Genomic DNA, 26,069 nt, shown 5'->3' on the forward strand with positions numbered 1-26,069 from the left:
GGGTCAGGCGATCGTGTCGAGGGCGTGGGCCAGGTCGGCGCGCAGGTCTTCGGGGTCTTCGAGGCCGACCGAGAGGCGCAGCAGGGCGGCGGCGGGTTTGGCGTCGCCCTCGACCGGCCGGTGGGTGAGCGAGGCGGGGTGCTGGATGAGGGTGTCGACGCCGCCGAGGGACACCGCGTGGGTGATGAGGCGGCAGGCGCCGGCGACGGCGGCCGCGGCGGGAGCGCCGCCGCGTACCTCGAAGGCGAGCAGGCTGCCGGGTCCGGACATCTGCCGCCCGACCAGCGCCGCCGGGTCGTGCACCGAGGGGTGGTGCACCCGGTGTACGGCGGGGTGGTCGGCGAGCCAGCCGGCGAGTTTCTCGGCGCTGGCCTGTTGGGCGCGGACCCGCAGCGGCAGGGTTTGCAGGCCGCGGTGCAGCAGGTAGCCGCCGAGGGGGTGCAGGATCGCGCCGGTGACCGCGCGGACCTGGCGTAGCCGTACGGCCCAGGTCTCGTCGCAGGCGACGACGCCGGCGAGGACGTCGCCGTGTCCGCCGATGCTCTTGGTGGCGCTGTGCAGGACGAGGGTGGCGCCGTGCCGGGCGGGTTGTTGCAGTACCGGGGTGGCGACGGTGTTGTCGACCAGTAGTGGGATGTCGCCGGCCGCGGCGGCGAGGGCGGCGATGTCGACCAGGTCGACTGTGGGGTTGGCGGGTGTCTCGACGATGACGAGTGCGGTGTCGGGGCGGATTGCGGCGGTGACCTCGTCGGGGCGCGTCCAGGTGACTGTGGTGCCGAGCAGGCCGGTGGCGAGGACGTGGTCGGTGCCGCCGTAGAGGGGTCGGACGGCGACGACGTGCCGGCGGTCGTCGCGGGCGGCGGCGAGCAGTGTGGCGGTGAGGGCGGCCATTCCGCTGGCGAAGGCGACGGCCTGGGCGGTGCCTTCCAGCTCGGCGAGGGCGGTTTCGAAGCGGGCGACTGTGGGGTTCCAGAGCCGTTGGTAGACGGCGCCGCCGTCGGTGGGGAGGGTGCCGCCGGTGGCGAGTTGCTCGTACGCGGCGCCGCCGTCGTCGACGGAGGGCAGCGGGTTGGTGGTGGACAGGTCGATGGGTGGTACGTGTACGCCGAGGGTGCGCAGGTCGTCGCGGCCGGCGTGGACGGCCCGGGTGTCCATCGTTGTCATGGCGGTAGCGTCGAACATTTGGTGGCTGGTGGGCAACGGTTCGGCAGATGATTCTGTTAATCGGGTTGGTGTCCGTCGCGGGTTCGGGCGAGGATGGCGCGATGCCCAGTGAGCCGAATGATCTGCGGCCGTATTCGGCCCTGGATGAGGTGGACCGCGCGATCCTGACCGAGCTGGCGGCGGACGGCCGGCTGCCGAACAACGCCCTCGCCGAGCGGGTGGGTGTGGCGCCGTCGACGTGCCTGACGCGGACGCGGGCGCTGCGTGAGCGTGGTGCGATCCGTGGTTTCCACGCCGAGGTGGATCCGGCGGCGCTCGGTCTGCCGTTGCAGGCGTTGGTGTCGGTGCGGTTGACGGCGCACGAGCGGGCGGCGGTGGACGCGTTCCGGGCCCGGTCGGTGCGGCTGCCGGGGGTGGTGTCGGTGTTCCACGTGGCGGGCGCGGAGGACTACGTGTTGCATGTGCGGGCGGCGTCCGGCGACGCGTTGCGGGACTTTGTGCTGGACCATCTGGCGGTGGACCCGGTGGTGCAGCACACGCAGACCAGTTTGATCTTCGAGCAGGCGCGCGGGGTGGGCTGAGCGGCGGGTGAGGTGGCCGACGAAAACCCGGATGCCGGAACAAAGCCGGTCGGTGACGGGTTGGCTGACCGTGTGATCACCGTACCGTTGTCTGTTCTTGATCTTGCCCCGGTCGCCAAGGGCACCACCGCTGGCCAGGCGTTGCAGGCCACCACCGAGTTGGCCCGCCGCACTGAGGAGTTGGGCTATCACCGGTTCTGGGTGGCCGAGCACCACAACATGCCGGCGATCGCCAGCTCCGCCCCCGCTGTGCTGCTGGCGCACCTGGCGGCGAACACCTCGACGATCCGGCTGGGGTCGGGCGGGGTGATGCTGCCCAACCACGCGCCGTTGGTGGTGGCCGAGCAGTTCGGCACCCTGGAGGCGCTGCACCCGGGTCGGATCGACTTGGGCATCGGGCGGGCGCCGGGCACCGACCAGGTGACCGCGCTGGCGTTGCGGCGCACCATGGAGGGCCTGTCGGCGGAGGGTTTCCCGCGCGAGCTGACGGACCTGATGAACTACTTCAGCGGGGAGAAGCCGGGGCAGATCATCGCCACGCCGGGCCGCGGTGAGCAGCCGGCCGTGTGGCTGTTGGGCTCCAGCGGTTTCAGCGCCCAGCTCGCCGGTCTGCTCGGTCTGCCGTTCTCCTTCGCGCACCACTTCAGCTCGCAGAACACCCTGCCGGCGTTGGCCCTGTACCGGCAGAACTTCCGGCCGTCGCAGTGGCTGGACAAGCCGTACGCGATGGTGGCGGTCAACGCGGTGTGCGCGGAGACCGACGAGCGGGCCGAATGGTTGGCCGGGCCGAGCGCCCTGTCGTTCCTGAAGTTGCGCTCCGGGCGGCCGGAGCCGCTGTCCACGCCCGACGAGGCGGCGGCATACCCGTACTCGGAGATCGAGCGGGAGTTCGTCGTGGCGCGCCGTGACGGGCAGGCGATGGGCTCACCGGAGACGGTGCGTCGGCAGCTGACCGACCTGGTGGAGCGCACCGGCGCGGACGAGCTGATGCTGACCACGCTGGTGTACGACGTGCAGGACCGGGTGCGGTCGTACGAATTGATCGCCGAGCAGGTGGTGGGCGGTCTCCGCCAGAGCGCGTGAAACACGATCTTCACGTCAGCGTCACCCCGCCGACCCGGACGGTGCCTAATGTTGGTGCCGGTGGTGGTACGGCATTCCCGGTCGGGACGGGTTGGGAATGCCGCGGTGTGGCGCACCGGGCCGGAGCTGAGCGGATTCCGCGGCTGCGGCCCGGTGCCTGCCACCCTAGGCGACCCCACTCGGGACCGCTAGGGGTTGCATCAACGTAGGTAGATGTCTGGCGTGGGTGGGGTGCCCATTCCGTTGCCGATGAAGAACCCCGGGTGCGGCGGTTGGTTGTAGGCGGTGTTCTGCCACGCGATCGCCACCCGATACTGCGGGTCGTGCATCAGGGTGTAGATCCGGGTGCTGGTCGGGGTGGGTGTGCTGTAGATGCGCAGCGCACGGCTGTCGGTGGTCCGCCAGATCACCTCCTCGCGCCAGTCGCCCAGGATGTCGCCGGAGAGCGCCGGCGTGGACTTGGTGCCGTTGTTGGACGCCACCTGACTGCCGTCGAGCAGCCGGGTCTCGCCGCCGGTGCCGTACTTGTCGATCTTCGTGCCGTCGAGCAGTTCTCGCACCGGGTCGCCGTCCCACCAGGCGAGGAAGTTGGCCGAGGACGGCTTGCGGCCCACGTTCTGTCCCCTGGTGTTTGCCAGTCCGGCGACCGCTGACGACCACGACTCCGCGCCGGGGCTGCCCGCCCAGATGTCCGCGGAGACGCCCCGGCCGTTGTCGCCGGACGCCGGCGTGGACCAGAGGACCTGACCGGTACGGGCGTCGGCGAAGTAGGAGCTGGGCTTGCTGGCGTCCTCGTCGACCTTGAACACCTCCAGGCCGGCGCGGCCCGGGTCCAGGTCCCCCACGTGCATGGCGTCGCCGTGGCCGTTGCCGGTCGAGTGGAGCAGCCGGCCGTTGTCGTCGGTGGTGGCGGCCCCGTACACGATCTCCTGGCGACCGTCGGCGTCGACGTCGGCCACGGAGAGCTGATGGTTGCCCTGACCGGCGGCGGCGCCGTTGCCGGAGGAGTTCGAGTCGAACGTCCAGCGCTTGGTCAGCGTGCCGTTGCGGAAGTCCCAGGCGGCGATCACCGCGCGGGTGTAGTAACCCCGGGCCATGATCAGCGAGGGGCGTTGCCCGTCCAGGTACGCGGTGCCGGCGAGGAACCGGTCCACCCGATTGCCGTACGAGTCACCCCAGGACGACACGGTGCCGCGCGGCGGGTCGTAGGTGACTGTGGAGGCGATCGCGCCGGTCTGCCCGTTGAACATGGTCAGGTACTCCGGGCCGGACAGCACGTAACCGCTGGAGTTGCGGTGGTCCGCCGACGACGAACCGATGAGCTGGCCGGTGCCGGAGCGGGTGCCGTCGGCGGTCTTCATTGCCACCTCGGCGCGGCCGTCGCCGTCGTAGTCGTACACCTGGAACTGGGTGTAGTGGGCGCCGGCCCGGATGTTGCGGCCCAGGTCGACCCGCCACAGCCGGGTGCCGGTGAGTGTGTACGCGTCGACGTAGACGTTGCCGGTGTAGCCGGACTGGGAGTTGTCCTTGGCGTTCGACGGTTCCCACTTCAGCACGATCTCGTAGGTGCCGTCGCCGTTGAGGTCACCGACGGAGGCGTCGCTGGCGCTGTACGAGTAGCTCTCGCCGCTGGGGGTGCTGCCCCCGGCCGGGACCTGCAACGGCACGTCCAGGTAGCCCGCGCCGAACTGCAACGCCGCCGCCGACGCCGCCTGCTCGGCGCCGCCCACCACGGCCCGCACCGTGTACGCCGAGCCGGCCGCCGCGCCACTGTCGAGGTAGTTGGTGGCACCGGTGATCGGGCTGGCGTTGACCCTGGTGGCGCCCCGGTAGAGGTTGAACGCCACCCCGGAGGTCTCGGTGCCGAGCAGCCGCCAGGAGACCAGGTTGCCGCTGCCGGAGCGGACGCTGATCAGCCCTCGGTCCAGCTTCTCCATCTGCACCACACCGGCCGACGGCGGAGGCGTGGTCGGAGGTGGCGTAGTGGGTGGCGGGGTGGTGGGCGGCGGGGTGGTCGGCTCGTCGGTGGGCGGTGCTCCGGTGCAGGTGGTGCCGTTGAGCGTGAAGCTGCCCGGCACCGGGTTGCTGCCGGTCCACGAACCGTTGAAGCCGAACGAGGCGCTGCCGTTCGTGGCGATGGCGGTGTTGTGGTCGACGTTGCGCGCTGTCACCTGGGCGCCGGACTGGGTGACGGCGGCGTTCCACGCCTGGGTGACCTGCTGGCCCGCTGTGTACGACCAGGCGACGGCCCACCCGGTGACCGGGTCGCCGAGGTTGGTGACTGTGACGTTGGCGCCGAAGCCACCCTGCCACTGGTTGGTGATCTGATAGTCGACCCGGCAGCCGACGGCGGCGGCCGAGGCGACGACCGTGCCGAGGGTGCCGGCCACGACGGTGGCCGCCGTCGTGGCGGCGAGCAGGATCAGCCGATGTCTGGACGGGTGCATGCACTGCCTCCGGGGATCCGGTGATGATCGCCACGACCCACCGGCCCTGCCCGGGAAGCACAGTGGACCGAACCCACCGCGACGGCGATGGACGGCGATCTGATCGGGGTGAAACGCCCTGGAACTCACGGATCCGACTCACCGCGCATCGTAAGGCAAGCGCTTTCCGCCCCGCAACATCGATGATTGCTGATCTTTACGGTCTTGCCCTCGCGATCGATGCCTGATCAACTCGTCCGGGTGAGCGCTCACCACATGGACCCTGACGAGTTTCGTCGAGCAGGCCACGCCGTCGTCGACTGGATCGCCGACTACTGGGCGACAGTGGAGCAACGACCGGTCGCCCCGGCCGACCCCCCGGGCACGGTGGCCGCCGCCCTGCCCAGCGAGCCGCCCACCACCGGCGGCGAGCCGGTCGAGGCGATCCTCGCCGACCTGGACTCGATCGTCGTACCGGGGCTGACCCACTGGCAGCACCCGGGCTTCTTCGGCTACTTCCCCGGCAACACCTCCGGCCCGAGCGTGCTCGGCGACCTGGTCAGCTCAGGGCTCGGCGTCCAGGGCATGCTCTGGGCCTCCAGCCCGGCCTGCACCGAGCTGGAGACCGTGATGATGGACTGGCTGGCCCACCTGATGGACCTGCCACAGCGGTTCCGCTCCACCGGCACCGGCGGTGGGGTCATCCAGGATTCAGCCTCCTCGGCGACGCTGGTGGCCACCCTGACCGCACTGCACAGGGCCAGCGGCGGCAGCTGGCGGCACACCGGCATCGACCGGCGCTACCGCGCCTACACCTCCGTCCACGGGCACTCGTCCATCGAGAAGGCCGTACGGATCGCCGGGCTGGGCAGCGACGGAATCCGGTCGATCGCTGTGGACCCGGACACCCAGGCGATGCTGCCGGGCGCGCTGCGCGCCGCCATCGAGACCGACCTGGCCGCCGGTGACGTGCCGGCCCTCGTGGTGGCGACCATCGGCACCACCTCCACCACCGCCGTCGACCCGCTGCCGGAGATCGGGGCCATCTGCGCCGAGTACGGGATCTGGCTGCACGTGGACGCCGCGTACGCGGGCTCCGCCGCCGTCTGCCCCGAACTGCGGTGGACGCACGCCGGCCTGGAGTACGCCGACTCCTACTGCTTCGATCCGCACAAGTGGCTACTCACCGGCTTCGACTGCGACGCGTTCTGGGTGGCCGATCGGGCCGAACTGATCGAGGCGCTGACCGTACTGCCGGAGTTCCTGCGCAACGCGGCCTCCGAATCCGGCGCGGTGATCGACTACCGGGACTGGCAGGTGCCGCTGGGCCGGCGGTTCCGGGCCCTCAAGCTGTGGTTCGTGCTGCGCTGGTACGGCGCCGAAGGGCTACGGGCGCACATCCGCTCCGGCGTGGCACTGGCCGAACGGTTCGCCGAGCGAGCCCGCGCCGACAACCGGTTCGAGTTGGCCGCGGCGCACCCGTTCTCGCTGGTCTGCTTCCGACTGCGCGCCGACGACGACACCAACGCGGCGTTGCTGGCCTCGGTGAACGCCACCGGACGGGTCCACCTCACCCACACCCGGGTCGCCGGCCGCTACACGCTGCGGCTGGCGGTCGGCTCACCCCAGACCACCGAAGCGCACATCGACGAAGCCTGGACCCTGCTCTCCGAGGCAGCCAACACCCTGCTCACCCCCTAACCCGCCGTCGCCCCGCGCCCCGCGCCAAGATCCGCGCAACTTCCCGGATGTTGCTGCCTCAGGCGCGCGAGAGACAGCAACATCCCTGATGTTGCGCGGATCTTGGTGACTCAACCTTGGCGATGACGACGTTTGACCGGGCATCGGCGGGTGGGTGGGCGCAACGGGGGTTCAGCGTGGGGTGGGCGTACCCGTCGCGGCCAGATCGGCCGGGGCCTCGCCGGCGGATACGGCGTCGGAAGCCTCGGCGGGCGCACCGCCAGCGGTGGCGGGAACGGCGATGGCGGCCTCGGCGCGGGCGCGGCGGGTACGGCGTAGGGCACGTAGGGCCAACACCAGGGCGGCCAGCCAGCCGGCGGCGAGCAGGGCGTAGAGGGCGGGGCGGGCCGGACCGTCCAGTTCGGCGGCACGCATCAGGGTGCGGGCGTTGGTCAGCACGATCACGCCGCCGACTGCCGCGCCGAGCAGTTGGGCGGGCACGATTCGCACCAGCCAGGCGGCCAGCGGGGCGGCGATGAGGCCGCCGATAAGCAGTGCGGCGACGGTGGGGAGCAGGAATCCCTCCGAGCCCAGCCCGATCAGGAAGCCGATGCTGGCCGCGCCGGCCACGACGAACTCGGCGGTGTCCACGGAGCCAATCACCTTGCGGGGTTCCATGCGGCCGGAGACCAGCAGCGCGGGGGTGGCCACCGGGCCCCACCCGCCGCCGCCGGTCGCGTCGACGAAGCCGGCGACCAGGCCCAGGGGGCCGAGGAAACGACCGCGGAGCCGTCCGCCGACCCGGTCGGTGCGCAGTGGTCGGGCGAAGCGGATCAGGAGGTACGCGCCGAGCGTGAAGAGGATGCCGGCCATCCAGGGTGCGGCGGCCTCGGTGGAGATCGAGCTGAGCAGGGTGGCACCGGCGAAGGCACCGATAGCGCCGGGTAGGGCGATGCGGGTCACCACCCGCCAGTCGACGTTGCCGAACCGCCAGTGCGCGACCCCGGCGGCGAGCGTGGTGCCGATCTCGGCCAGGTGCACCGAGGCCGAGGCGGCGGCCGGGGCAACCCCGGCGACCAGCAGCAATGTGGACGAGGTCAAGCCGTATGCCATGCCGAGCGAACCATCGATCAGTTGCGCGACGAGCCCGACCAGAGCGAGGACCAACAGCTTGCGCACGAGCGCCCCCAGACTTTTCGGCATCTCCTATCGACTTGGTCGACAATGCGGGATGGGGCAGCCGAGGTCAAGCCCCCGATCGGTGGATGGGACGCGTCCGGGCGGTGCGCCGGGTCAGCGGCCAGTGGCGCAGGGCCGGGAACCGAGCGGCGGCAATCCAGGCGCGCCGGGCCAGGGATCAGGCGACGCCAGGCCGGAAACCTGGCCGGCGTACAGGCCCAGGCGAAGGAGGCAGCTACCAGGGAACGTGGAGCCGGGAGGGCGAGCCGGCGCTCAGATCCAGGCGCGCGGGTCGGCGGCCAGCTCGGTGACCCGCGCGGGCAGCGTGCCGGCGGCCACGTCGGCGACGCTGACCAGTTCCAAGATTTCCCGCTCGCTTGCCCGTAGCGCGATCCAGACCTCCTGGAGAGCGTGCGCCGGGCCGTGGTAGCCGAGCTGCTCGGGACGCTGCCCGCGTACGTGGGCGAGGGGCCCGTCGATCACCCGGATGACCTCGGCGAGGGAGATCTCCTCGGCGGGGCGGGCCAGCCAGTAGCCGCCCTCCGGGCCACGCTGGGCGTGCACGATGCCGCCCCGGCGCAGCTGGAGAAGGATGCTCTCCAGGAACTTCGGCGGGATCTCCTGGGCGCGGGCGATCTGGTCGGCCGTCACCGGCCGGCCGCGCCCGGGGCCGCTGGCCGTCGCGGCAAGCTCGGCGGCCGCGCGGAGGGCATAGTCGACCCGAGCGGAGAGGCGCATGTCGGCAAGGTTAGTCGCTGGTCAACCGGGCAGGCGGGCGACCCTCGGCCGATCGGCCACGCATCGATGGGAAGTAGCGCCGCTGACACCAGTCGAAGCCGCCGACGGGGACCGAAGAACGGCCACCGGTGGGGCCTGGTGAAGTACGTCATGATCCACCGTACGGTGGCGGCCGAAATGCTGGTCCGGAGCGTCCCTATGCTGGGCGTGAGTACGAATGTCTGGCCGTTTACCCGGCCGCCAGCAACATATTGATAAACACCCGGGTGTGCTCGGGGGGAAGGCAACACGATGACCGATATCGCCACACGTACCTGGGATGGCATGACCATCCCGGTGGCCGGCACCTATCTTCTCGATCAGGCGCACAAGCGGATCGGTTTCCTCTCCCGGCACATGATGGTGAGCCCGGTGCGCGGCGAGTTCGCCGAGGCCACGGCGGAGATCTTCGTGGCGGAGGATCCGCTGCTCTCCTCCGTGACGGCCACCATCATGTCGGCCAGCATCACCACCGGGAGTGTCGACCGGGACACGCATCTGAAGAGTGCCGACTTCCTCGATGTGGAGCGTTTTCCCACCCTCGAATATCGAAGCACCGGAATCAAATGGCAGGGCAACGAGGACCCCATATTCCAGTGGGCGCGTCTGCGCAACCACCGGTTGGGCGGACGAGGCCGAAGTCACATTGTTCCGCCGCAGTCCGACGGTATTCCCGGACGATTCGTCCTCACTGGCGAGTTGACAGTGAAGGGGATCACCCGGGCCGTCGACCTGGAGGTGAATTTTGGTGGTGCTCGTCAGGATCCGTACGGGCAGAACATCTTCGGATTCAGCGCGACGGCCGAGATGAACCGTGAGGACTACGGCCTGCTCTGGAATGTCGCCCTGGAGAGCGGCGGGGTGCTGGTCGGCAAGACGGTGCAGATCGAGATCGCCGGTGAAGCCATCTACCAGGCCTGAAACCACGTCATCCCCGCCAGTTGCCTGGCGGGGACGAGCGACGACTACTCGGCGGGGATGAGCCGGAGCGTCAGGCGCCGACGCGGCGCAGCAGACCCTCCTGGACGGCGCTGGCGATCTGCTGGCCGTCAGTGGTGAACATCCGGCCGGTGGCCAGCCCACGCGCGCCGGACGCCGACGGGCTCAGGCAGTCGTAGAGGAACCACTCGTCGGCCCGGAACGGCCGGTGGAACCACAGCGCGTGGTCCAGGCTCGCGCCGACCAACCCGCCCGGCCCCCACACCTCGCCGTGCGCGGAGAGCACCGAGTCCAGCAGGGTGAGGTCCGAGGCATAGGTGAGCGCGCAGGCGTGCAGCAGGGGGTCGTCGGGCAGTTTGCCGTCGATGCGCATCCAGACGCGCTGGTGCGGGTCGGCGGGCCGGTCGCCGGGGCGGACCCAGCCGGGCTCACCGACGTAGCGCACGTCGATCGGCCGTGGGATCTGGCCCCAGATTCCCAGCCGCTCCGGGTAGCGGGAGAGCCGGTCGGTCATCGTCGGCACGTCCTGCGGCGGGGGTACGTCCAGCGGGGCCGGGGCCTGGTGGTCCAGCCCCTCCTCGGCCCGCTGAAACGACGCCGACATGAAGAAGATCGGCTTGCCGTGCTGGAGGGCGACCGCGCGGCGGACCGAGAAGGACCGGCCGTCGCGGATGTTCTCCACCTCGTACGCGATCGGTTCGACCGGGTCGCCGGGGCGGACGAAGTAGCCGTGCAGCGAGTGCACGAACCGCTCCGGGTCGACGGTGCGGCCGGCGGCGACCAGGGCCTGACCGGCGACCTGGCCGCCGTACACCCGTTGTGGACCGACCGGGGGGCTCATCCCCCGGAAGGTCATCTCGCCGGTCGGGTCGAGGTCCAGCACTTCCAGCAGCTGGTCCACCGCCGCCTGGCCGACCGCGACCCGACCGTCGCTCACTGCAGGGCCCGCGCCGACGCGGCGTCGACCAGCGAGCCGAGCTGGTGTACGCGCAGCGTGTTCGTCGAGCCGGGGGTGCCGGGCGGGCTACCGGCCACGATCACCACGTAGTCACCGGGGTTGGCCCGGTCGAGGCCGAGCAGCGCCTGGTCGACCTGGCGGAACATGTCGTCGGTGTGCTGCACGAACGGCATCAGGAAGGTCTCCACGCCCCAGGTGAGGGCGAGCTGGTCGCGCACCTCAGGGACCGGCGTGAAGGCCAGCAGCGGCAGGTCGCAGTGCAGGCGGGACAGCCGTCGCACGGTGTCGCCGGTCTGCGAGAAGGCGACGAGGGCCTTGGCGTTGATGGCCCGGGCGATCGACGAGGCGGCGACGGTGAGGGCGCCACCGTGGGTACGCGGGTCGTGCTGCAAGCGCGGCACGCCGATGGAACCGGCCTCGGTGGTCGTCACGATCTTGGCCATGGTGCTGACGGTGAGCACTGGATACTTGCCGACGCTGGTCTCGCCGGAGAGCATCACCGCGTCCGCGCCGTCGAGCACGGCGTTGGCGACGTCGGAGGCCTCCGCCCGGGTGGGGCGGGAGTTCTCGATCATGGAGTCGAGCATCTGGGTGGCCACGATGACGGGCTTGGCGTTCTCCCGGCACAGCTGCACGGCGCGCTTCTGCACCAGCGGGACCTCGTCCAGCGGCATCTCGACACCAAGGTCACCGCGGGCGACCATGACGCCGTCGAAGGCCAGCACGATGGCCTCCAGGTGCTCCACCGCCTCCGGCTTCTCGACCTTGGCGAGCACCGGGCGGAACACACCCTCCTCGGCCATGATGTTGTGGACGAGCTTGATGTCCTCGGCCGAGCGGACGAAGGAGAGCGCCACCAGGTCGACACCGAGCCCCAGGGAGAAGCGCAGGTCCTCGGCGTCCTTGTCCGACATGGCGGGCACGCTGACCGCCACGTTGGGCAGCGACACGCCCTTGTTGTTGGAGACCGGGCCGCCCTCGGTGACGAGGCAGCGGATGTCGTTGCCGGTGACGTCGGTGACCTCGACGGCGACCCGACCGTCGTCGATCAGCAGCCGGTCGCCGGGCTTCACCTCGTGCGGCAGCTTTGTGTAGGTGCAGGAGACCCGCTCCTTGGTGCCGATGATGTCGTCGCCGGTGATCACGACCGAGTCGCCGGTGCGCCACTCGTGCGGGCCGTCGGCGAACTTACCGAGCCGAATCTTGGGGCCCTGCAGGTCGGCGAGGACGGCCACCGGCTTACCTGCCGCCTCCGACGCCTCCCGGACCAGTCGATAGACCGCCTCGTGGTCGGCGTGGCTGCCATGGCTGAAGTTGAGTCTCGCCACGTTCATGCCGGCCTCGACAAGACCCCGGATGCGCTCCGGGGACGAGGTGGCGGGACCCAGAGTGCAGACGATCTTTACGCGGCGTGTCACGCCCATCAGGCTAGTCTCTCCTTCAGGTCGGACTCGGGGCCGACCCCTTGCAGGCAGCGGAACAGTTGTCCAACGACGCGCGGCGCGCGTCGGGCCGGCGGGCGGAACCGCACCGGGAACGTTGTGGCGACGGGCATCAGCGACCGCGCGCCGGGAATCGTACGCCTCCGTTGGGGTGCGCTGTCGGGGTGCTCCCGGCGGCGGCCCACTCCGGGTGCCCCGAGGGCAGCGGGCGGCGGGTCATTCCCTGTGCCCTGAGGGCGGCAGGGTGGGCACCGCGTGCAGCAGGTCGCGGGGGTCGTAGCGGCGCTTGGCCTGGCGCAGCCGCGCCCAGTTCGCGCCGTAGGCGAGTCGGACCCGGTCGGTCTCCTCCGGGGCGAGCAGGTTGGGGTAGCCACCGGGCAGGGCGTGCGGGGCGAGCGCCCCCGAGGTCCGCTCGGCCCACTCGCGGTGCGGGCCTGCCTGGTCGCCGGGCGCCCACACCGCGATGATCTCGGCCATCAGGTGATCGGTGCGTAGCCCGAACGCCGTGTCGGAGGGTCGGATCCGGGTGGCCGCGCCGTGGAAGTGGTGTACGGCCAGCGCGGAGAACGGCGAGGTGACCTGCCGGGCCGCGTCGACGAGTGTGTCCACCGTGCCGTCGGTGAGCGCTGGCAACCATCGGGTCCGCAGCAGGTAGTGGTTGCCGTCGACCATCCCGCCGTCGAACATCCGCAACGCGTCCGCGTACGGCATCGGGCCGATCTGGTCGACCAGCGGGGTGCCCAGCGCGCGCAGCCGGTCCATCCACGGCGTCCCGGCGTCCAGGTCGGGGCCGCTGTAGAACGGGCAGACGAAGATCACGGGTTCGCCGGCCGGGCCGGGCAGGAAGCCGGCCATCACGGTCAGCTCGTCCGGCGCCTCGGCGACCAGCGCGCCGTAGCCGCGCAGCACGGCCGGCGCCTCGGAGAGCGCGAACATGATCATGCCGGCCAGCACGCCGGGCAGCCGGTGCGCGCGGAAGCGCAGCTCGGTGACGATGCCGAGGTTGCCACCGCCGCCGCGCAACGCCCAGTACAGCTCGGCGTCGTGCCGGGCGTCGGCGGTGACCCGGCGACCGTCGGCGAGAACCACCTCAGCGCCGAGCAGGCTGTCCACTGCCAGACCGAACCGGCCGCACAGCGGGCCGTACCCGCCGGCGAGGGTGAGCCCGGCCATCCCCACGGCACCGACCACGCCGGTGGGCACCACCAGGTCGTACGGGCGGGCGGCGGCGAGCAGTTCGGCCGCCGTGGCGCCGCCGCCGATGGTCACCGTGGCGGCGTCCGGGTCGACCCGGACGGAGCGCAGCCCGGTCAGATCGAGCGCCAGGGCGCCGTCGCGCAGCGCCCGGCCGGCCCAGTCGTGCCCTCCGGAACGAACCGAGAGGGGCAGGTGGCACCGCGTGGCGATGCGGACCGCCTCGGCCACCTCGTCGGAGTCCTGGCACTCGGCGACAAGCGCGGGCGTGCGCGCCACAGCGCCGTTCCAGAGCCGGGTGGTGGCGGCGTAACCGGGTTCGCCCGGTTCGTGCAGCCGGTCGCCGAGCAGGGCACGTAGTCGGGCGGCGGCCGACGCGACATCGGGGGTGGCGGCGGAGATCATGGCGACTCCTCGACCGGGGCCGACCCACGACACCGGGTACGCCCCGGCGGCGGCCCGCGCTGGGCGCGACCGTAGCACCGGCAGGCGGGCGAGCGCCGTCACCATCACGACAGCCACCGATGGATTCGCTGCTCAGCTGCCCGTCTTGACCAGCGGGAACTCCAGGGAACCGGCCGGGCAGAGGAAGGTCAGCACCTCCACCCGGTAGAGCCCGGCCTGCACCGCCGGGTCCGCCTCAAGCACGCTGCGCACATCGTCGACGCTCCCGGTACGGGCCAGCCCGAAGCCGATCGGCGGATCCGGCTCGCGCGCCGGCCCGTCCACCGAGCCGGCGACCAGGACGATGCCGCGTCGCTGCAACGCCTGCATGTGTTCGGCGTGCTCGGCCTGCAACCGCTGCACGGTCTCGGCGGGCAGTGCCCGCCCGGCCGCGCCGGGATAGATCACGATGCACTCGTACGTGTCGAGCGCGAAGTTGACCTGCGGCACTCCCATGGGTGCTCCCTTCGCCGTCGCGCCGGAACGCACCGGCTCCGGCCAGCGTCGCACGGACACCCCGGTCGTACCGGGCGCTTCCCGGCAACTCGGGTCGGCGCGCTGACGGCGTGTCAGCGCCCACAGTCGGCCGACCGGCGGCATGGCGGCGGGGTTCCGGGGGATGATCCATCGGCGGTGGGTGGGCTCTTCACGCCCGCTGTCCACGCCCGCCACGACGAGACGATTGGGGATCGGGCAATGGCGACAAATATCAGTGAGCAGCCCGCGAAGGCGTCCGGCACGTACCGGATCGGTGGCGATGTCACAGTCAACCGGCTCGGCTACGGGGCCATGCAGATCACCGGCCCGGGTGTCTGGGGTGACCCGAAGGACCCGGCCGAGGCGGTTCGCGTGCTGCGCCGTGCGGTCGAGCTGGGCGTGACGTTCATCGACACCGCCGACTCGTACGGGCCGTTCGTATCGGAGTTGCTGATTCGGGAGGCGCTGCACCCGTACGCCGATGATCTGGTGATCGCGACCAAGGGCGGGTTCACCCGTTCCGGACCGGGCGACTGGCGAGCGGTGGGCCGCCCGGAGTACCTGCGCCAGCAGTGCGAGCTGAGCCTGCGTCACCTCGGCCTGGACAGCATCCCGCTGTACCAGCTGCACCGGATCGACCCCAAGGTGCCGCTCGCCGACCAGCTCGGTGAGCTGGCCCTGCTGCGGGAGGAAGGCAAGATCCAGCACATCGGGCTGTCCGAGGTGAGCGTCGCGCAGATCGAGGAGTCCCGGGCGATCACCACCATCGCGTCGGTGCAGAACCTGTACAACCTCGCCAACCGCAGCGCCGAGGACGTGCTGGAGTACTGCGAGCGCAACGACCTCGCGTTCATCCCGTGGTTCCCGATCGCCACCGGTGAGTTGGCCCGCCCGGGCGGTCCGCTGGACGCCATCTCCACCGCGCACGGCGCGTCGCCCGCGCAGCTCGCGCTGGCCTGGCTGCTGCGCCGCTCGCCGGTGATGTTGCCAATCCCCGGCACGTCCTCGGTGGCGCACCTGGAGGAGAACGTGAGCGCGGCCGACGTGCGGCTCACCGACGACGAGTTCGAGGCGCTCGCCAAGGCGACCTGACCCGCCGCCCCGGGCGCCGTCGGGTCAGTCGACGGCGTCCGGACACGGGCTCCCGGGCGCCGTCGGGTCAGTCGACGGCGTTCGGACCGGGCTCTCGGGCGGCGCGCAGCGCCTCGGTCGCCTGGGCCAGCAGGCGAGCGGAGTCGGTCCGCCCGCTCACCTGCAACTCCACCTCGGTGTCCCCGGTCTGGATCCGGATGCTGGCCTCGGTGCGCTGCTGGTCCACCCAGGACTGCAGCAGGTTGAACAGTCCGGGAAGCAGACCCTGGGCGAGCACCGCGATGATCACCGCGTCGCTGAATCCCGGCCGGCCCCCGCCGCCGCCGGCCGGGCGGACTCCCGGCCGGTACTCGGGACGGCGGTGGATCCAGGTCAGCAGGTCGACCGACGGAGGCTGCCGCTGCCGGGGGTTGATGGTCAGCCGGACGGGCAGCCGGGCTGCGGTGTCGCTGTCGGTCACTGTCGGTCTCCCAGTCAGTCGGCGGCGGGTCGGAACGTCACGTTGTCACCGTCGGCGGTGGCGACGCCCGTGACGGTGAACGCGTTGTCGTCCTTGAACGGCGAGCTGCCGCCGAAGTAGGTGGTAGTGCCACTGGCCTCCACCCTGCCCTGGGTCTCGGTCGGGGTGGAGACCTGGGCGCTGGACGGGCCGGTGAGTTCGACGGCGAGCTTCGGGTACTCCAGGATCTTCCAGGTGATCTTCTGGGTGGAGCCGCCGTAGTAGCGGAACGGACAGCCCGGCGGGGCGGCGACCGTCTGCTTCGCGCACTCGTCCAACCAGGCGCGTACCTGCGCCTCGACGGCCTCGGTCGCCGCCGGCTTGAGCACCGGCGCCAGTTGCAGGACGGCGGCGGTCTCCCCCGGGCCGACCAGCATCGTCGTGCTCGGCGTCTCGCTGAGCGCACTGGCCGGGCCGGTCGCCGTGTAGCCGCCGGGCAACAGCACCAGCGGGGCACCCTCGGTCGCGACCGGCAGCTCCACCCCGTTGAGCCGTACGCCTGGGTCGGCGATCGCGGCGTTGAACGGGGTCGGCCCGCCGCTCAACCGCCAGCCGTGGAACAGCCCGGCGGTGGTCTCGTCCTCGCGGCGCAGGGTGAGGGTGGTGGTTTCCCGCGCGTCACCCAGCCGGTACGCCACTGTGGCGGTGGCGCTGTCACCGTCGCGCTCCAACGAGCTGATCTCGACGTCGGTCGGTGGTTGGTAGCCCTTGCCGCGCAGCAGTTGGGCGAGCAGCTTGGTGTCGGTGTCGCTGCCCTGGTCGGTCAGGTAGCCGAGCGCGGCGTCGCTGTCCCGGTCGGCGAGCGCGGCGAAGTAGCCGTCGATCGCCGCCTGGGGCCGGAAGAACGCCCACTGCACCACGCCGAGCCCGCTGGTGCCGAGGCAGGCAACCAGTGTGAGGACGCCGACAAGCAGCCAGGCGCGGCGGGTGCCGACCTGGCCGGCGGAGTTGAACAGCCCGTCGACGGTGACGGGCTGTGCCGCTCCGGCGGGCGCGCCGGCCAGCGACGCCCGCTCCAACGCGTCGAGCCGCAGCTCGTGCGGCGGGTGGGTGGCGCAGACCGCCTCGTCCCAGCCGCTGCGTCCGGTCTCGAAGGACAGCCGCCGTTCCAGGATGCGCCGCAGGCCGTCGACGTGCCCGGTGAGCACGGCGCCGAGGTCGGCCCGGTACTCGGCCGCCCGCACGTCACGGGCGTGCAGTGGCAGCACCACGTACCGCATGGTGAGCAGCACCGGCCAGAAGAACACGAAGACCACGAAGTTGGTGCCCGGGTGCGGGAACGTCCGCATCAGCCAGGTCGGCAGGGCGTGCGCGAGGGTCAGCGGCAGGCCGACGCCGCGGACGAAGGCGCTGGTGATCTCGTCCCCGGTGCGCCAGTGCACCAGCTCGTGGCTGAGCAGCGCGGCCACCTCGTCGTCCGGTTCGGTCAGCACGGCCGTGGTGACCACCACGTGTCGGGCGTACGTGCGGGCGTTGCTCAGGACCGGGTCGTCCTCCATTAGTAGCCGGGGCACGCTGGGCAGGCCGAGCCGTCGGGCGCAGTCGTCGAGGATGGGGCGCAGCCGCGCGTACTCGCGGCGGCTGGGCTGGCGCGCACCCGAGACGACCAGTAGGCGGGGTTCGAGCAGCACCCGGTAGAGCGTGTAGAGGACACCGATCAGCGCCGCCGCGACGACAGTGCCGATCAGGCCGGTGAGCAGCGCGAAGGGCTCGTCGGCGACGTCCATCCAGGGCAGCGCCAGCACGGCGAGGAAGCCGACCAGGAAGCCGATGGCGAAGCCGGCGATGCCGCCGAGCAATCCACCGGAGCGGGTCAGGAACGCCTCGACCAGGGAGCCGATCAGCGGGGCGTCGCGCAGCACCTGGGGCACCTGGTCGTCGGCGCCGGTCCCGACGGCGAAGAGCCCGACGATGCCGAACGTGAGACCGCCCCAGAAGGCCAGGAGCAGCGCGACCGGCAGGTAGAACCAGGTGGCGAGGAACGCGCCGAGCACGCCGCGCCAGTCCCGCAGGATCCCGGCGCGCAGCCAGACCAGCGCGCTGGGGTAGCCCGGTGGGCGGTCGGCGAACCCGCCGGTGGGTGGCGGGGTGTCGGCCGACGGCGGCTGGGCGGCCCGGACGTCGAGCTGCGGCACTGTCGGCGGGGTGTTCTCCGGCGGCACTGTGGGCGGCTCGGTCATGAGCGCTGCTCCTTCTCGGAGGATGGCGTCCACTGTCGGGAATGGACAGCCGAAGCAGGCTATCGAGGACATCTGATGTCTGCCACACCGTTTGAGGGGATCGTCGCCCACCCGACACTCACCGTCGGGGGTTGCGGTGCGGCGGCCCCTCCGGGACCGCCGCACCGGAGCGGGTCAGAGCGCCAGGCAGTTGGGTCGCACCGGGCCGTCGACCAGGGCGCCGCGGACGATGGTGTACGCGGTGCCGTCGAGCACCAGACCGAGGTGCCCCACCACCCGCAGCGGGCAGTACGCCTGGATCAGCACGTTCGTCGCGCCGTCGTTGACGGCGGCGTTTCCGGTCGGCCGGACCAACTCGTCCTGCACGGTGCGGATGGTGGTGTAGCGCACCGCGCCCGGGGTGTCGTCGCCGGCGTTGAGGTCGGCGAGGAACGCCGAGCCGATGGCCATCTGTTGGCAGGCCACGACGCCGGCGCAGCCCCCCAGGCCCAGGAACGCCACGATGTTGGCGACGTATGTGCCGTACTGCGGTGTGCCCAGGCTGACGTAGCGACCGACGGTGGCGGTGCCGCCGAGCCGCTTGAGGTAGTACCTGCTGACCAGGCCCCCTTCGGAGTGGGCGACGACGTCCACGCTCGCCGCGCCGGTGCTGGCGCGGACCTGGTTGACGTAGCTGGCGAACGCGCGGGCCGAGGTGGGGATGTCACCGAGGCCCAGCCCGGGTAGCTGGTAGATGAAGGTGCGGTAGCCATCGGCGCGCAGGCGGGCGGCGATCGGCTCGTACGCGACGGCGACGCCGCTGAGCCCGCCGACCACGATGACGGGGTTGGCCGCCGCGGCGGCGAAGGGTGTCGTGGGGCCGGCGGTGGCCGGGGCGGGACGGGCGGGGGCGGCGGTCGCCGTGGCGGTGGACGCGAGTAGCGCGGCGGTGGCGAGGGCCAGCACGAGGGCGGTCTTTCGGAGCAGCATCGCTGCACCTCCGGGGGGAGGCACCCGGCGAACCGGGCAGGTGGGTGGGGGTGTCCGGTCGACCGTGCGACGATCATCCCCGCAACAATTCAGAAACGTCAATGACTTGTTACGCGCCGGTAACCCGTTGTTCCGACGGAGGCGTAAACGGTCATACCGTCACGCTCCATATCGGACGTCAACGCCGGCTGGCATGCTGTGGCCGTGGCTGTCGACGAACCCACCGAGCGCGAGCTGCGGGTGATGCCGTGGTGGCTGGTCCTGGTCGGCCTGCTGGTCGCCATCGCACTGGGCTGGCTGGTGCTGGACCTGCTGCTCACCGAGGCCGATCGGGCCAGCCAACCGGACACCCGCGCCACGCTGCGCATCGACGCGATCCGCACCGGCCTGACCGTCGTCGCCGGCACCGGTGGAGGGCTCGCGCTGCTGCTCGCCGCCCGCCGCCAGTGGATCACCGAACGCGCGCAGCGGCACCAGGAGAGCATCGCCGCACGGGACCAGGTGCACCGGGACCGGGTGCAGGCGCACGCCGAAGCGGTGGCCGAGGCCGCACAGCGCCACCAGGACCGGCAGTCCGGGGCCGCCGAGCACGACGCGGCGGAGCGCCGACTGACCGAGCTCTACACCCGGGCGGTCGAACTGCTCGGCAACGACAGCGCTGCGGTACGCCTCGGCGGCCTGCACGCGTTGGAGCGCCTCGGTCAGGACAACCCGGGGCAGCGCCCGACGATCGCGGCGGTGCTCTGCGCGTACCTGCGGATGCCGGCGCCGAACGGCGAGCCGCGCGAGACGGAGGTCCGGCGCAGCGCGCAGCGCGTGCTGACCCGGCACCTGCGCGCGGACGACGCGGCGCACTGGCCGGAGCTGAGGCTCGACCTGGCCGGCGCCACGCTCGTCGACTTCGACGCCGCCGGCTGCACGCTCGTCGACGCGACCTTCACCGAGGCGGTGTTCACCGGCACGACCTCCTTCGCGGGCGCGACGGCGCGCGGGCGGCTCCTGCTCGGGGCGGCCACCTTCGGCGACGTGGTCTTCGACGATCTCACCGCCGAGGCGGAGGTCTTCCTGGACGCCGCCCGCTTCGAGGGTCAGGCCAGCTTCGACCGAGCCGGGTTCGCCGACGGCCTGTCCTGCCGGCGGTCGCGCTTCGCCGGCCCGACGTCATTTCACCGGGCGGTCTTCGACCAGTCGACCAGTTTCGACGCGACCCACTTCGGTGACGGGGCCAGGTTCCGGAAAGCCACCTTCCTCAGCGGCGTGTCGATGGAGCGCACCGAGTTCGCCGGGTACGCCGGGTTCAGCGTCGTCCGCTTCGCGGACATGGCGCTCTTCCGATGGACCGTGTTCGCCACCGAGGCGTGCTTCGAGCAGACCCGCTTCGAGGGCGCGGCGAACTTCGGCCGGGCGCGATTCCAGGGTGCGGGCAGGTTCGACGGTGCCGAGTTCAGCCAGCCGCCGCAGGTCGACCAGGCGCGGGCAGCGGCCGGCGGCGATCACGCGTGGCCCGCCGGCACGACTGTCGAACGGGTCGACGACGAGTGGCTGCTGCTGGTCGACCGCTGACCGGCCGGCTGGGCGTCAGCGCGGGGTGGCTGGCGGGCGCAGGCCGTCCAGGGCCACGCCGAGGACCCGGTCGCGCTGCTCGGGTGACGGGAACTGGGCCATGGTGAGGCCGCTGATCAGCCGCACCACGTCGTCGAAGCCGATGTCGTTCCGGACCACGCCGGCGGCCTGTGCGCGACGCATCAGCGGCTCACCGGCGGAGAAGATCTCCGCCCGGCAGCTGGTGAAGATCTCGGAGTCGTGCAGCAGTTGCTCGGCGAGCGCCCGCTTGGTGGCGACGTACGCGACGAAGCGGTGCAGCCAGGCGACGAGCGCGTCCCAGGGTGGCAGCTCGGCCAGCCCTTCGGCGGAGTGGCACAGCGCCCGGACCTCCTCGACGTAGACGGCCTCGAAGAGGTGCCGGCGGGTCGGGAAGTTGCGGTAGAGCGTGCCGATGCCCACGCCGGCCCGGCGGGCCACGTCCTCCAGGGAGGCGGCGGCGCCGTTCTCGGCGAACGCCTCGCGTGCCGCCGCGATCAGGGCGTCGTAGTTACGCCGCGCGTCGGCCCGCTTGGGCCGCTGGGCGAAGACCTCGGGCGCCTGCCCCGCGCTGGTCATGACGTGCGTCACCTCACTCTAGTTGCATCCGGAGGATGCCCTCCGCTAGCTTAGCGGAGGCACCCCTCCGGAATCCCGGAGGCCTGCCTCCGGTTACTCTACCTCGGGACCCGCCCGATCGTCGCCTGGCCACCCGATCGCCCGGACCCCGACAGACCACCCCGTCACAGACGACGGGCGACAAGCCTTCGTTCCCGTACGTAATCAGGGAGTTTTCTCTCGTGGCAGTGACCTCCCGACGCAGCTCGCGTCGGCTCACCTTCACCGTGCTCGCGGCCGGCGCCGGGTTCTTCGCGATGCTCCAGTCGCTGATCACCCCGGTGCTGCCGACCATCCAGCAGGACCTGCACACCTCCCAGAACACAGTGACCTGGGTCCTGACCGCCTACCTGCTCAGCGCGTCGATCTTCACGCCGATCCTCGGACGCGTCGGCGACATGGTCGGCAAGGAGCGGATGCTCGTCGTCTCGCTCGCCGCCCTCGCCCTCGGCTGCCTGCTGGCCGCCATCGCGCCGAACATCGGCATCCTCATCCTCGCCCGGGTCGTGCAGGGCATCGGCGGAGCGGTCTTCCCGCTGTCGTTCGGCATCATCCGCGACGAGTTCCCGGCCGCACGGGTCTCCACCGCGGTGGCCGCCATCTCGGCGATCGTCGCCGTCGGCGGTGGCCTGGGCATCGTGCTGGCCGGCCCGATCGTCAGCACGCTGGACTACCGCTGGCTGTTCTGGATCCCGATGGTCGTGGTCGGGCTGACCGCCGTGGCCGCGCACCTGTTCGTGCCCGAGTCGCCGGTCCGTACCCCCGGTCGCATCGACTGGCGCGCCACACTGCTGCTCTCCGGCTGGCTGGTCGCGTTGCTGCTGCCGATCAGCCAGGGCGCCGCCTGGGGCTGGACCTCCACCCGGGTACTCGGTCTGCTGGCCCTGGCCGTGGTGCTGCTGGCCGGCTGGCTGGTCACCGAGTTGCGGTCCAACAACCCGCTGATCGACATGCGGATGATGCGCCTGCCCGGCGTCTGGACCACCAACCTGGTCGCCCTGCTCTATGGCGCGTCGATGTTCTCCATGTACGCGTTCCTCCCGCAGTTCCTGCAGACCCCTACCGCCGCCGGTTACGGCTTCGGCGCGAGCATCAGCCAGGCCGGTCTGCTCATGCTCCCGATGGTCAGCGCGATGTTCGTCGCCGGCGTCATCGCCGGGCGACTCCAGGCCGTCTTCAGCGCCAAGGCGCAGCTCGCCACCGGTGCCACATTCAACGTGGCCGCCTCCGCGATGCTCGCCACCGCGCACGACACCCGCTGGGAGGTCGCCATCGCCGGTGGCCTGGTCGGCCTCGGCATCGGCCTGGCCTTCGCGTCGATGGCCAACCTGATCGTCGCCAGCGTGCCCGCCAGCCAGACCGGCGTCGCGACCGGTATGAACGCCAACATCCGCACCATCGGCGGCGCGATCGGCGCGGCAGTGGTCAGCGGCGTGATCACCGCCCACCCGCAGGCCAACGGCCTGCCCCGGGAGGCCGGCTTCACGATGGGGTTTCTCGTCCTCACGGCGATCGCCCTGGCCGCCGCGCTCGCGGCCCTCGCCGTCCCGTCCGCCCGGCGGCCGTCGGCCGGTCGCCGGCCGTCCGCCGCGACGATCGTCGAGTCGGAGCTAGCCGGCGAGTTCGCCACCATGCCGGCGACCCGCTGAGGGAACGTGACGCAGCCCGGGCGGTTCGCCGCCCGGGCTGCTCCATGTCCAGGAGTACGCTGACCGCTCCCCCACCCACCGACAGTCGTCTTTCAGGATGCGCCCATGTCCGAGTTGCTGACCGCCGACCGCATCGACGAGATCGGCGTCCTGGGCTCCAAGAGCCCCGACCCGGCCGCGCTCGTCGCCGAACTGGTGGGCGCCGTCGACGAGGGGCGGGTCGCGGACCCCGACGACACCGGGTACGCCCTGCTGGTCGCCGCGGACATCCTGGAACAGGCCGGTGACCTGGCCGACGCGCTCGCCCTGGCCACCCGCGCCATCGCCGAGCAGCCGGACGACAACGCGTACGCCCGAGCGGTCCGCGGCGGTCTGCTGCTGCGTCTCGACCGCTCGGACGAGGGCATGGCCGAGCTGACCGCCCTGCGTCCGCTGCTGGAGACCGACCCCGCGGCCACGTACCTGATCGACGAGCTGGCCGAGTCCGGCCACGCCGACACGGCGCTGGAATGGCTCACCGGGGCACTGGACGCCATCCTGGAACGGACCCGCACCCAGCAGCACGAATCCGAGGACGCCCAGGACGAGGCCGCAGCCATGATCTACGGCCTGGCCCAGCGGCGGCACGACCTGCGCGAAGAGCAGGGCCTACCCCACGACGAGTACGACAACCTCGCCGACCGGCTGCGCGCCGCGAGCACCCACGCGCTCGACGCCCTGGACGACGGCCCGGCGACGCTGCTGTTCTGGCCGCAGGCGGAGTTCACCGCGCTGCTGCTGCGCTGGCCCACCCTGATCGACAGCTACCCCGCCACCTGGGACGAGCACCGCGCCCAGATCGAACGCGCCCTCGTCGACGCTTCCGGGATGGGCGGCGCCGACCTGGGCGTGGTCGTCGGCACTGTCGCCGACCTGGCGGCCTTCGCCGAACGCACCGGCAGCGACCCCACCAGCGAGGAAACCCTCGACGAGTACGCCGACAGCCTCGACGAGTCGGGCGTGACAGCCTGGCCGCCCGGCCGCAACGACACCTGCTGGTGCGGATCCGGCGCCAAGTACAAGAAGTGCTGCCTGCCGCGCTCGCGCGCCTGACCCTCCCCCGCCGGCTCGGTCCCTGCGGCCCGGGGAGCCTGCGGCCCCGGGAGGCCATGTCCCTGGAGAGCCTGATGTCTGTGAGTCATCACGATGACTCACAGACATCACGTTCGACCACAACCGCCGGCACCCTCTTGAGCGCCGGCCACCGCATAAGCCCCGCGTATGATCGACACCCCGTTCGACCGTCCGGGCTCGACGATGGAGGCGATGGCGTGACCACACACGAGCAGCACGAGACGGTCGAGGACAGCCCGGTCGGCTGGGTCGCCAGCCACATCCGGCGCTACGTACGGACCGACGGCGCCGACGGGGGCACCTTCCACGGCGTACCCTCGCTGCTGCTCACCACCCGCGGACGCCGATCGGGCACGCTGCGCCGCACGGCCCTGATGTACGGGCGCGACGGCGACAACTACCTGCTGGTGGCGTCCAACGGCGGCGCGGCCACGCACCCCGCCTGGTACCTGAACCTGAGCGCCGACCCGGCGGTGGAGATCCAGGTCGGCGCGGAGCGGATCACGGGTCGGGCCCGGACCGCCTCCGGCGAGGAGCGCGTCCGGCTGTGGCCGGTGATGACGAAGGTCTTCCCGACGTACGCCCGCTACGCGAAGGAGACCGACCGCGAGATCCCGGTCGTCGTCATCGAGCGCGCGCCTCGGAAAGAATCTCCAGCTGATTGATCTCCGTCACTGTCGGAGAGGGCTATGGTGACGCCAGGTAAGCACCCACTCCGGCAAGGAGAACCTCGTGCGCCGCATCATCACCACCATCGCACTACTCGGGCTGTCACTGTTCGTGATGCTGGCGCCCACTCCGGCCAGCGCGGCAAATGACGGCGAGGTCACGTCCGCGACCCTGGTCGCGCGCGGCGTCGCCGTGGACGTCAGCATCGCCGTGACCTGCCAATCCGGCCTGTCCGGTGGCGTCGAGCTGATCATTCGACAACGGTCGGGCGACAGGGTCGCGTACGCCTCCGGTTGGGGTCCTGTCCACTGCACCGGCCAGCCGCAGATCGCGACCGGGCGGGCGTGGGTGGAGGGTGGCGGCCTCGTCATCAAGCCCGGTGTGGCCCTGATCAGCGGAGGCTTCGACCTGTGCGGCGACGTGGGCTGTGGCGGACCGCGGTTTGAGCAGACGTTCCGCATCACCCGCTGAACCGGCAAATCGAGGGTCAACCCGACCGCCGTCGCCAAGAGCGTCCCGGCGACCGCCTTCGGCAGCACGGCATGAACTCGGCGACTGTTGCCCAAGCGGCCCCGCTGCCACCACCCGTGGTCAGTTTCCCAGCGCTCGGACCTTGGCGATCGTCTCCTGCACATGCTGCTTGGCCGGGTCGCCACCCTGGGACGCCTGCGCGAGCGCCTGACGGTACGCATCGATCATGCCGACCAGTGGACCGGCGGCCACACCCTCCAGCGCGCCGGCGACGAGTGCTCGCGCCTCGGCGGCGTCCTGGGCTGCCGCTGCGGTCTTGGCCTTCGCCTCGTCCAGCTTCTGCGACGCCGCCGCCAACCTCGCGATGATCTGTGCTGCGCTCACGCGCACCTCCCCGTGATCGACCATCGCCTCCACCACCGCACCGGCGGAGACCACATGGGAGCGTACGAGATCCGCGCACCCCGCGCGACCGGCCGCTTGCTCCCGGGCCATCTGATGGACACTGGTCGCCCCAGCGAGCGGCTTCGACGGAGTTCGCCCAGCGGACACCCGACCGAGCACGAACGGCGACGAACACGCCGACGCCACCGACACCGGACGGTGCTGCTGCTCGGCCTGCTCGAAGACGAAGGTCTCACCGACCGCGAACTCGACGAAGTCCTCGTGGCCGCCGCACAGGCCGCCGACGACACGGAGCACGGCGCGGATCGGCAGCGACAGGCCCACCGGCCGACCAAACCAGCCCAAGATCGACACTAGATAGCTGAAGTCGGGGTATCCCGCTGGGGCGGTTTCAAGCGGCTGTTGCGACCAGGTGTTTGTGGAGTACCTCGGCTGGATTCTGCCAGTCGAGGGTTTGGCGTGGTCGTCCGTTGAGTTCG

The 26,069-nt window shown here is 71.4% G+C and carries 23 protein-coding genes; 10 read left to right on the forward strand and 13 right to left on the reverse strand.

Annotated features, from left to right (window positions below):
* Nucleotides 1-3: 3 nt before the first annotated feature.
* The gene (locus AB0C19_RS28950) at nt 4-1,182 is read right to left on the reverse strand and encodes an aminotransferase class I/II-fold pyridoxal phosphate-dependent enzyme (protein ID WP_357190386.1); all 1,179 of its coding nucleotides are present in this window, start codon (nt 1,180-1,182) and stop codon (nt 4-6) included.
* An 83-nt stretch (nt 1,183-1,265) separates the two neighbouring features.
* On the opposite strand from AB0C19_RS28950, the gene AB0C19_RS28955 reads away from it, so the two are divergent.
* Both AB0C19_RS28955 and AB0C19_RS28960 read left to right on the forward strand, forming a co-directional pair.
* On the forward strand, nt 1,266-1,745 hold the full coding sequence (locus AB0C19_RS28955) for an Lrp/AsnC family transcriptional regulator (RefSeq protein ID WP_357190389.1): 480 nt from the start codon (nt 1,266-1,268) through the stop codon (nt 1,743-1,745).
* Between the two features lie 72 nt (nt 1,746-1,817).
* Complete coding sequence (locus tag AB0C19_RS28960) at nt 1,818-2,828, forward strand: LLM class flavin-dependent oxidoreductase (protein ID WP_357190391.1); 1,011 nt, start codon at nt 1,818-1,820, stop codon at nt 2,826-2,828.
* A gap of 200 nt (nt 2,829-3,028) precedes the next feature.
* Here the strand turns inward: AB0C19_RS28960 and AB0C19_RS28965 are convergent, their stop codons facing one another.
* Nucleotides 3,029-5,275 carry a cellulose binding domain-containing protein gene (locus AB0C19_RS28965; RefSeq protein WP_357190393.1) on the reverse strand — a complete coding sequence of 749 codons (2,247 nt, stop codon included), beginning with the start codon at nt 5,273-5,275 and terminating at the stop codon, nt 3,029-3,031.
* 219 nt (nt 5,276-5,494) lie between these two features.
* Between AB0C19_RS28965 and AB0C19_RS28970 the strand changes: the two genes are divergently transcribed.
* Entirely contained in the window at nt 5,495-6,955 is a 1,461-nt protein-coding gene (locus tag AB0C19_RS28970) for a pyridoxal-dependent decarboxylase (RefSeq protein WP_357190396.1), read from the forward strand.
* A 171-nt stretch (nt 6,956-7,126) separates the two neighbouring features.
* Here AB0C19_RS28970 and AB0C19_RS28975 read toward each other — a convergent pair whose 3' ends face one another.
* Together AB0C19_RS28975 and AB0C19_RS28980 are read right to left on the reverse strand one after the other, a co-directional pair.
* Nucleotides 7,127-8,113 carry a sulfite exporter TauE/SafE family protein gene (locus AB0C19_RS28975; protein WP_357190433.1) on the reverse strand — a complete coding sequence of 329 codons (987 nt, stop codon included), beginning with the start codon at nt 8,111-8,113 and terminating at the stop codon, nt 7,127-7,129.
* 273 nt (nt 8,114-8,386) lie between these two features.
* Complete coding sequence (locus AB0C19_RS28980) at nt 8,387-8,851, reverse strand: Rrf2 family transcriptional regulator (RefSeq protein ID WP_091407884.1); 465 nt, start codon at nt 8,849-8,851, stop codon at nt 8,387-8,389.
* Nucleotides 8,852-9,142: 291 nt separating this feature from the next.
* Between AB0C19_RS28980 and AB0C19_RS28985 the strand changes: the two genes are divergently transcribed.
* Complete coding sequence (locus tag AB0C19_RS28985; protein ID WP_357190398.1) at nt 9,143-9,811, forward strand: YceI family protein; 669 nt, start codon at nt 9,143-9,145, stop codon at nt 9,809-9,811.
* Between the two features lie 70 nt (nt 9,812-9,881).
* Here the strand turns inward: AB0C19_RS28985 and AB0C19_RS28990 are convergent, their stop codons facing one another.
* The 4 genes from AB0C19_RS28990 to AB0C19_RS29005 all read right to left on the reverse strand — a co-directional run bounded on the left by AB0C19_RS28990 (nt 9,882) and on the right by AB0C19_RS29005 (nt 14,323).
* On the reverse strand, nt 9,882-10,766 hold the full coding sequence (locus AB0C19_RS28990; protein WP_112582692.1) for an acyl-CoA thioesterase II: 885 nt from the start codon (nt 10,764-10,766) through the stop codon (nt 9,882-9,884).
* Nucleotides 10,763-12,211, reverse strand: coding sequence for a pyruvate kinase (gene pyk, locus AB0C19_RS28995; RefSeq protein WP_357190401.1), 1,449 nt, complete (start codon nt 12,209-12,211; stop codon nt 10,763-10,765). Before pyk ends, AB0C19_RS28990 begins: the two co-directional genes overlap by 4 nt.
* Nucleotides 12,212-12,445: 234 nt before the next feature.
* The gene (locus AB0C19_RS29000) at nt 12,446-13,828 is read right to left on the reverse strand and encodes an FAD-binding protein (RefSeq protein WP_357190403.1); all 1,383 of its coding nucleotides are present in this window, start codon (nt 13,826-13,828) and stop codon (nt 12,446-12,448) included.
* Between the two features lie 132 nt (nt 13,829-13,960).
* Nucleotides 13,961-14,323: a YciI family protein gene (locus AB0C19_RS29005; RefSeq protein ID WP_357190405.1), complete on the reverse strand. Its 363-nt coding sequence runs from the start codon at nt 14,321-14,323 to the stop codon at nt 13,961-13,963.
* Nucleotides 14,324-14,563: 240 nt separating this feature from the next.
* Between AB0C19_RS29005 and AB0C19_RS29010 the strand changes: the two genes are divergently transcribed.
* Nucleotides 14,564-15,436 carry an aldo/keto reductase gene (locus tag AB0C19_RS29010; protein ID WP_357190407.1) on the forward strand — a complete coding sequence of 291 codons (873 nt, stop codon included), beginning with the start codon at nt 14,564-14,566 and terminating at the stop codon, nt 15,434-15,436.
* A gap of 67 nt (nt 15,437-15,503) precedes the next feature.
* Here AB0C19_RS29010 and AB0C19_RS29015 read toward each other — a convergent pair whose 3' ends face one another.
* From AB0C19_RS29015 to AB0C19_RS29025, 3 genes are all read right to left on the reverse strand, one after another.
* Nucleotides 15,504-15,896, reverse strand: coding sequence for a hypothetical protein (locus tag AB0C19_RS29015; RefSeq protein ID WP_357190409.1), 393 nt, complete (start codon nt 15,894-15,896; stop codon nt 15,504-15,506).
* Between the two features lie 14 nt (nt 15,897-15,910).
* Entirely contained in the window at nt 15,911-18,115 is a 2,205-nt protein-coding gene (locus AB0C19_RS29020) for a M48 family metalloprotease (RefSeq protein WP_357190412.1), read from the reverse strand.
* Between the two features lie 174 nt (nt 18,116-18,289).
* Nucleotides 18,290-19,084 (reverse strand): alpha/beta fold hydrolase, encoded by a 795-nt coding sequence (locus AB0C19_RS29025; RefSeq protein WP_357190415.1) that lies wholly within the window; start codon nt 19,082-19,084, stop codon nt 18,290-18,292.
* Nucleotides 19,085-19,288: 204 nt separating this feature from the next.
* Between AB0C19_RS29025 and AB0C19_RS29030 the strand changes: the two genes are divergently transcribed.
* On the forward strand, nt 19,289-20,647 hold the full coding sequence (locus AB0C19_RS29030; RefSeq protein WP_357190417.1) for a pentapeptide repeat-containing protein: 1,359 nt from the start codon (nt 19,289-19,291) through the stop codon (nt 20,645-20,647).
* A gap of 15 nt (nt 20,648-20,662) precedes the next feature.
* Here AB0C19_RS29030 and AB0C19_RS29035 read toward each other — a convergent pair whose 3' ends face one another.
* Nucleotides 20,663-21,244, reverse strand: a complete 582-nt coding sequence (locus tag AB0C19_RS29035) for a TetR/AcrR family transcriptional regulator (RefSeq protein WP_266304914.1) — start codon at nt 21,242-21,244, stop codon at nt 20,663-20,665.
* 221 nt (nt 21,245-21,465) lie between these two features.
* Here AB0C19_RS29035 and AB0C19_RS29040 point away from each other — a divergent pair, with 221 nt between their 5' ends.
* The 4 genes from AB0C19_RS29040 to AB0C19_RS29055 all read left to right on the forward strand — a co-directional run bounded on the left by AB0C19_RS29040 (nt 21,466) and on the right by AB0C19_RS29055 (nt 25,185).
* Entirely contained in the window at nt 21,466-22,932 is a 1,467-nt protein-coding gene (locus tag AB0C19_RS29040; RefSeq protein WP_357190420.1) for an MFS transporter, read from the forward strand.
* Nucleotides 22,933-23,037: 105 nt separating this feature from the next.
* The gene (locus AB0C19_RS29045) at nt 23,038-24,024 is read left to right on the forward strand and encodes an SEC-C metal-binding domain-containing protein (RefSeq protein ID WP_357190422.1); all 987 of its coding nucleotides are present in this window, start codon (nt 23,038-23,040) and stop codon (nt 24,022-24,024) included.
* Between the two features lie 218 nt (nt 24,025-24,242).
* On the forward strand, nt 24,243-24,710 hold the full coding sequence (locus tag AB0C19_RS29050; RefSeq protein WP_357190424.1) for a nitroreductase family deazaflavin-dependent oxidoreductase: 468 nt from the start codon (nt 24,243-24,245) through the stop codon (nt 24,708-24,710).
* 67 nt (nt 24,711-24,777) lie between these two features.
* Nucleotides 24,778-25,185, forward strand: a complete 408-nt coding sequence (locus AB0C19_RS29055; RefSeq protein ID WP_357190426.1) for a hypothetical protein — start codon at nt 24,778-24,780, stop codon at nt 25,183-25,185.
* 120 nt (nt 25,186-25,305) lie between these two features.
* On the opposite strand, the gene AB0C19_RS29060 is transcribed toward AB0C19_RS29055, so the two are convergent.
* Nucleotides 25,306-26,069, reverse strand: a 764-nt coding sequence (locus AB0C19_RS29060; RefSeq protein WP_357190429.1) for a DUF6244 family protein, incomplete at its 5' end; no start/stop codon positions are given.

Source organism: Micromonospora sp. NPDC048842 (assembly GCF_040649935.1).
GTDB classification, from domain to species: Bacteria; Actinomycetota; Actinomycetes; order Mycobacteriales; family Micromonosporaceae; genus Micromonospora; species Micromonospora hortensis.

Bases quoted from the DNA above. Each gene is read 5' to 3' on its own strand.
- AB0C19_RS29035 (WP_266304914.1), bottom strand. From the start codon at position 21,244: ATGACCAGCGCGGGGCAGGCGCCCGAGGTCTTCGCCCAGCGGCCCAAG.
- AB0C19_RS29045 (WP_357190422.1), top strand. From the start codon at position 23,038: ATGTCCGAGTTGCTGACCGCCGACCGCATCGACGAGATCGGCGTCCTG.
- AB0C19_RS28970 (WP_357190396.1), top strand. From the start codon at position 5,495: ATGCCTGATCAACTCGTCCGGGTGAGCGCTCACCACATGGACCCTGAC.
- AB0C19_RS28955 (WP_357190389.1), top strand. From the start codon at position 1,266: ATGCCCAGTGAGCCGAATGATCTGCGGCCGTATTCGGCCCTGGATGAG.
- AB0C19_RS29010 (WP_357190407.1), top strand. From the start codon at position 14,564: ATGGCGACAAATATCAGTGAGCAGCCCGCGAAGGCGTCCGGCACGTAC.
- AB0C19_RS28985 (WP_357190398.1), top strand. From the start codon at position 9,143: ATGACCGATATCGCCACACGTACCTGGGATGGCATGACCATCCCGGTG.
- AB0C19_RS28965 (WP_357190393.1), bottom strand. From the start codon at position 5,275: ATGCACCCGTCCAGACATCGGCTGATCCTGCTCGCCGCCACGACGGCG.
- AB0C19_RS28950 (WP_357190386.1), bottom strand. From the start codon at position 1,182: ATGTTCGACGCTACCGCCATGACAACGATGGACACCCGGGCCGTCCAC.
- pyk (WP_357190401.1), bottom strand. From the start codon at position 12,211: ATGGGCGTGACACGCCGCGTAAAGATCGTCTGCACTCTGGGTCCCGCC.
- AB0C19_RS28980 (WP_091407884.1), bottom strand. From the start codon at position 8,851: ATGCGCCTCTCCGCTCGGGTCGACTATGCCCTCCGCGCGGCCGCCGAG.
- AB0C19_RS29000 (WP_357190403.1), bottom strand. From the start codon at position 13,828: ATGATCTCCGCCGCCACCCCCGATGTCGCGTCGGCCGCCGCCCGACTA.
- AB0C19_RS29005 (WP_357190405.1), bottom strand. From the start codon at position 14,323: ATGGGAGTGCCGCAGGTCAACTTCGCGCTCGACACGTACGAGTGCATC.
- AB0C19_RS29020 (WP_357190412.1), bottom strand. From the start codon at position 18,115: ATGACCGAGCCGCCCACAGTGCCGCCGGAGAACACCCCGCCGACAGTG.
- AB0C19_RS29025 (WP_357190415.1), bottom strand. From the start codon at position 19,084: ATGCTGCTCCGAAAGACCGCCCTCGTGCTGGCCCTCGCCACCGCCGCG.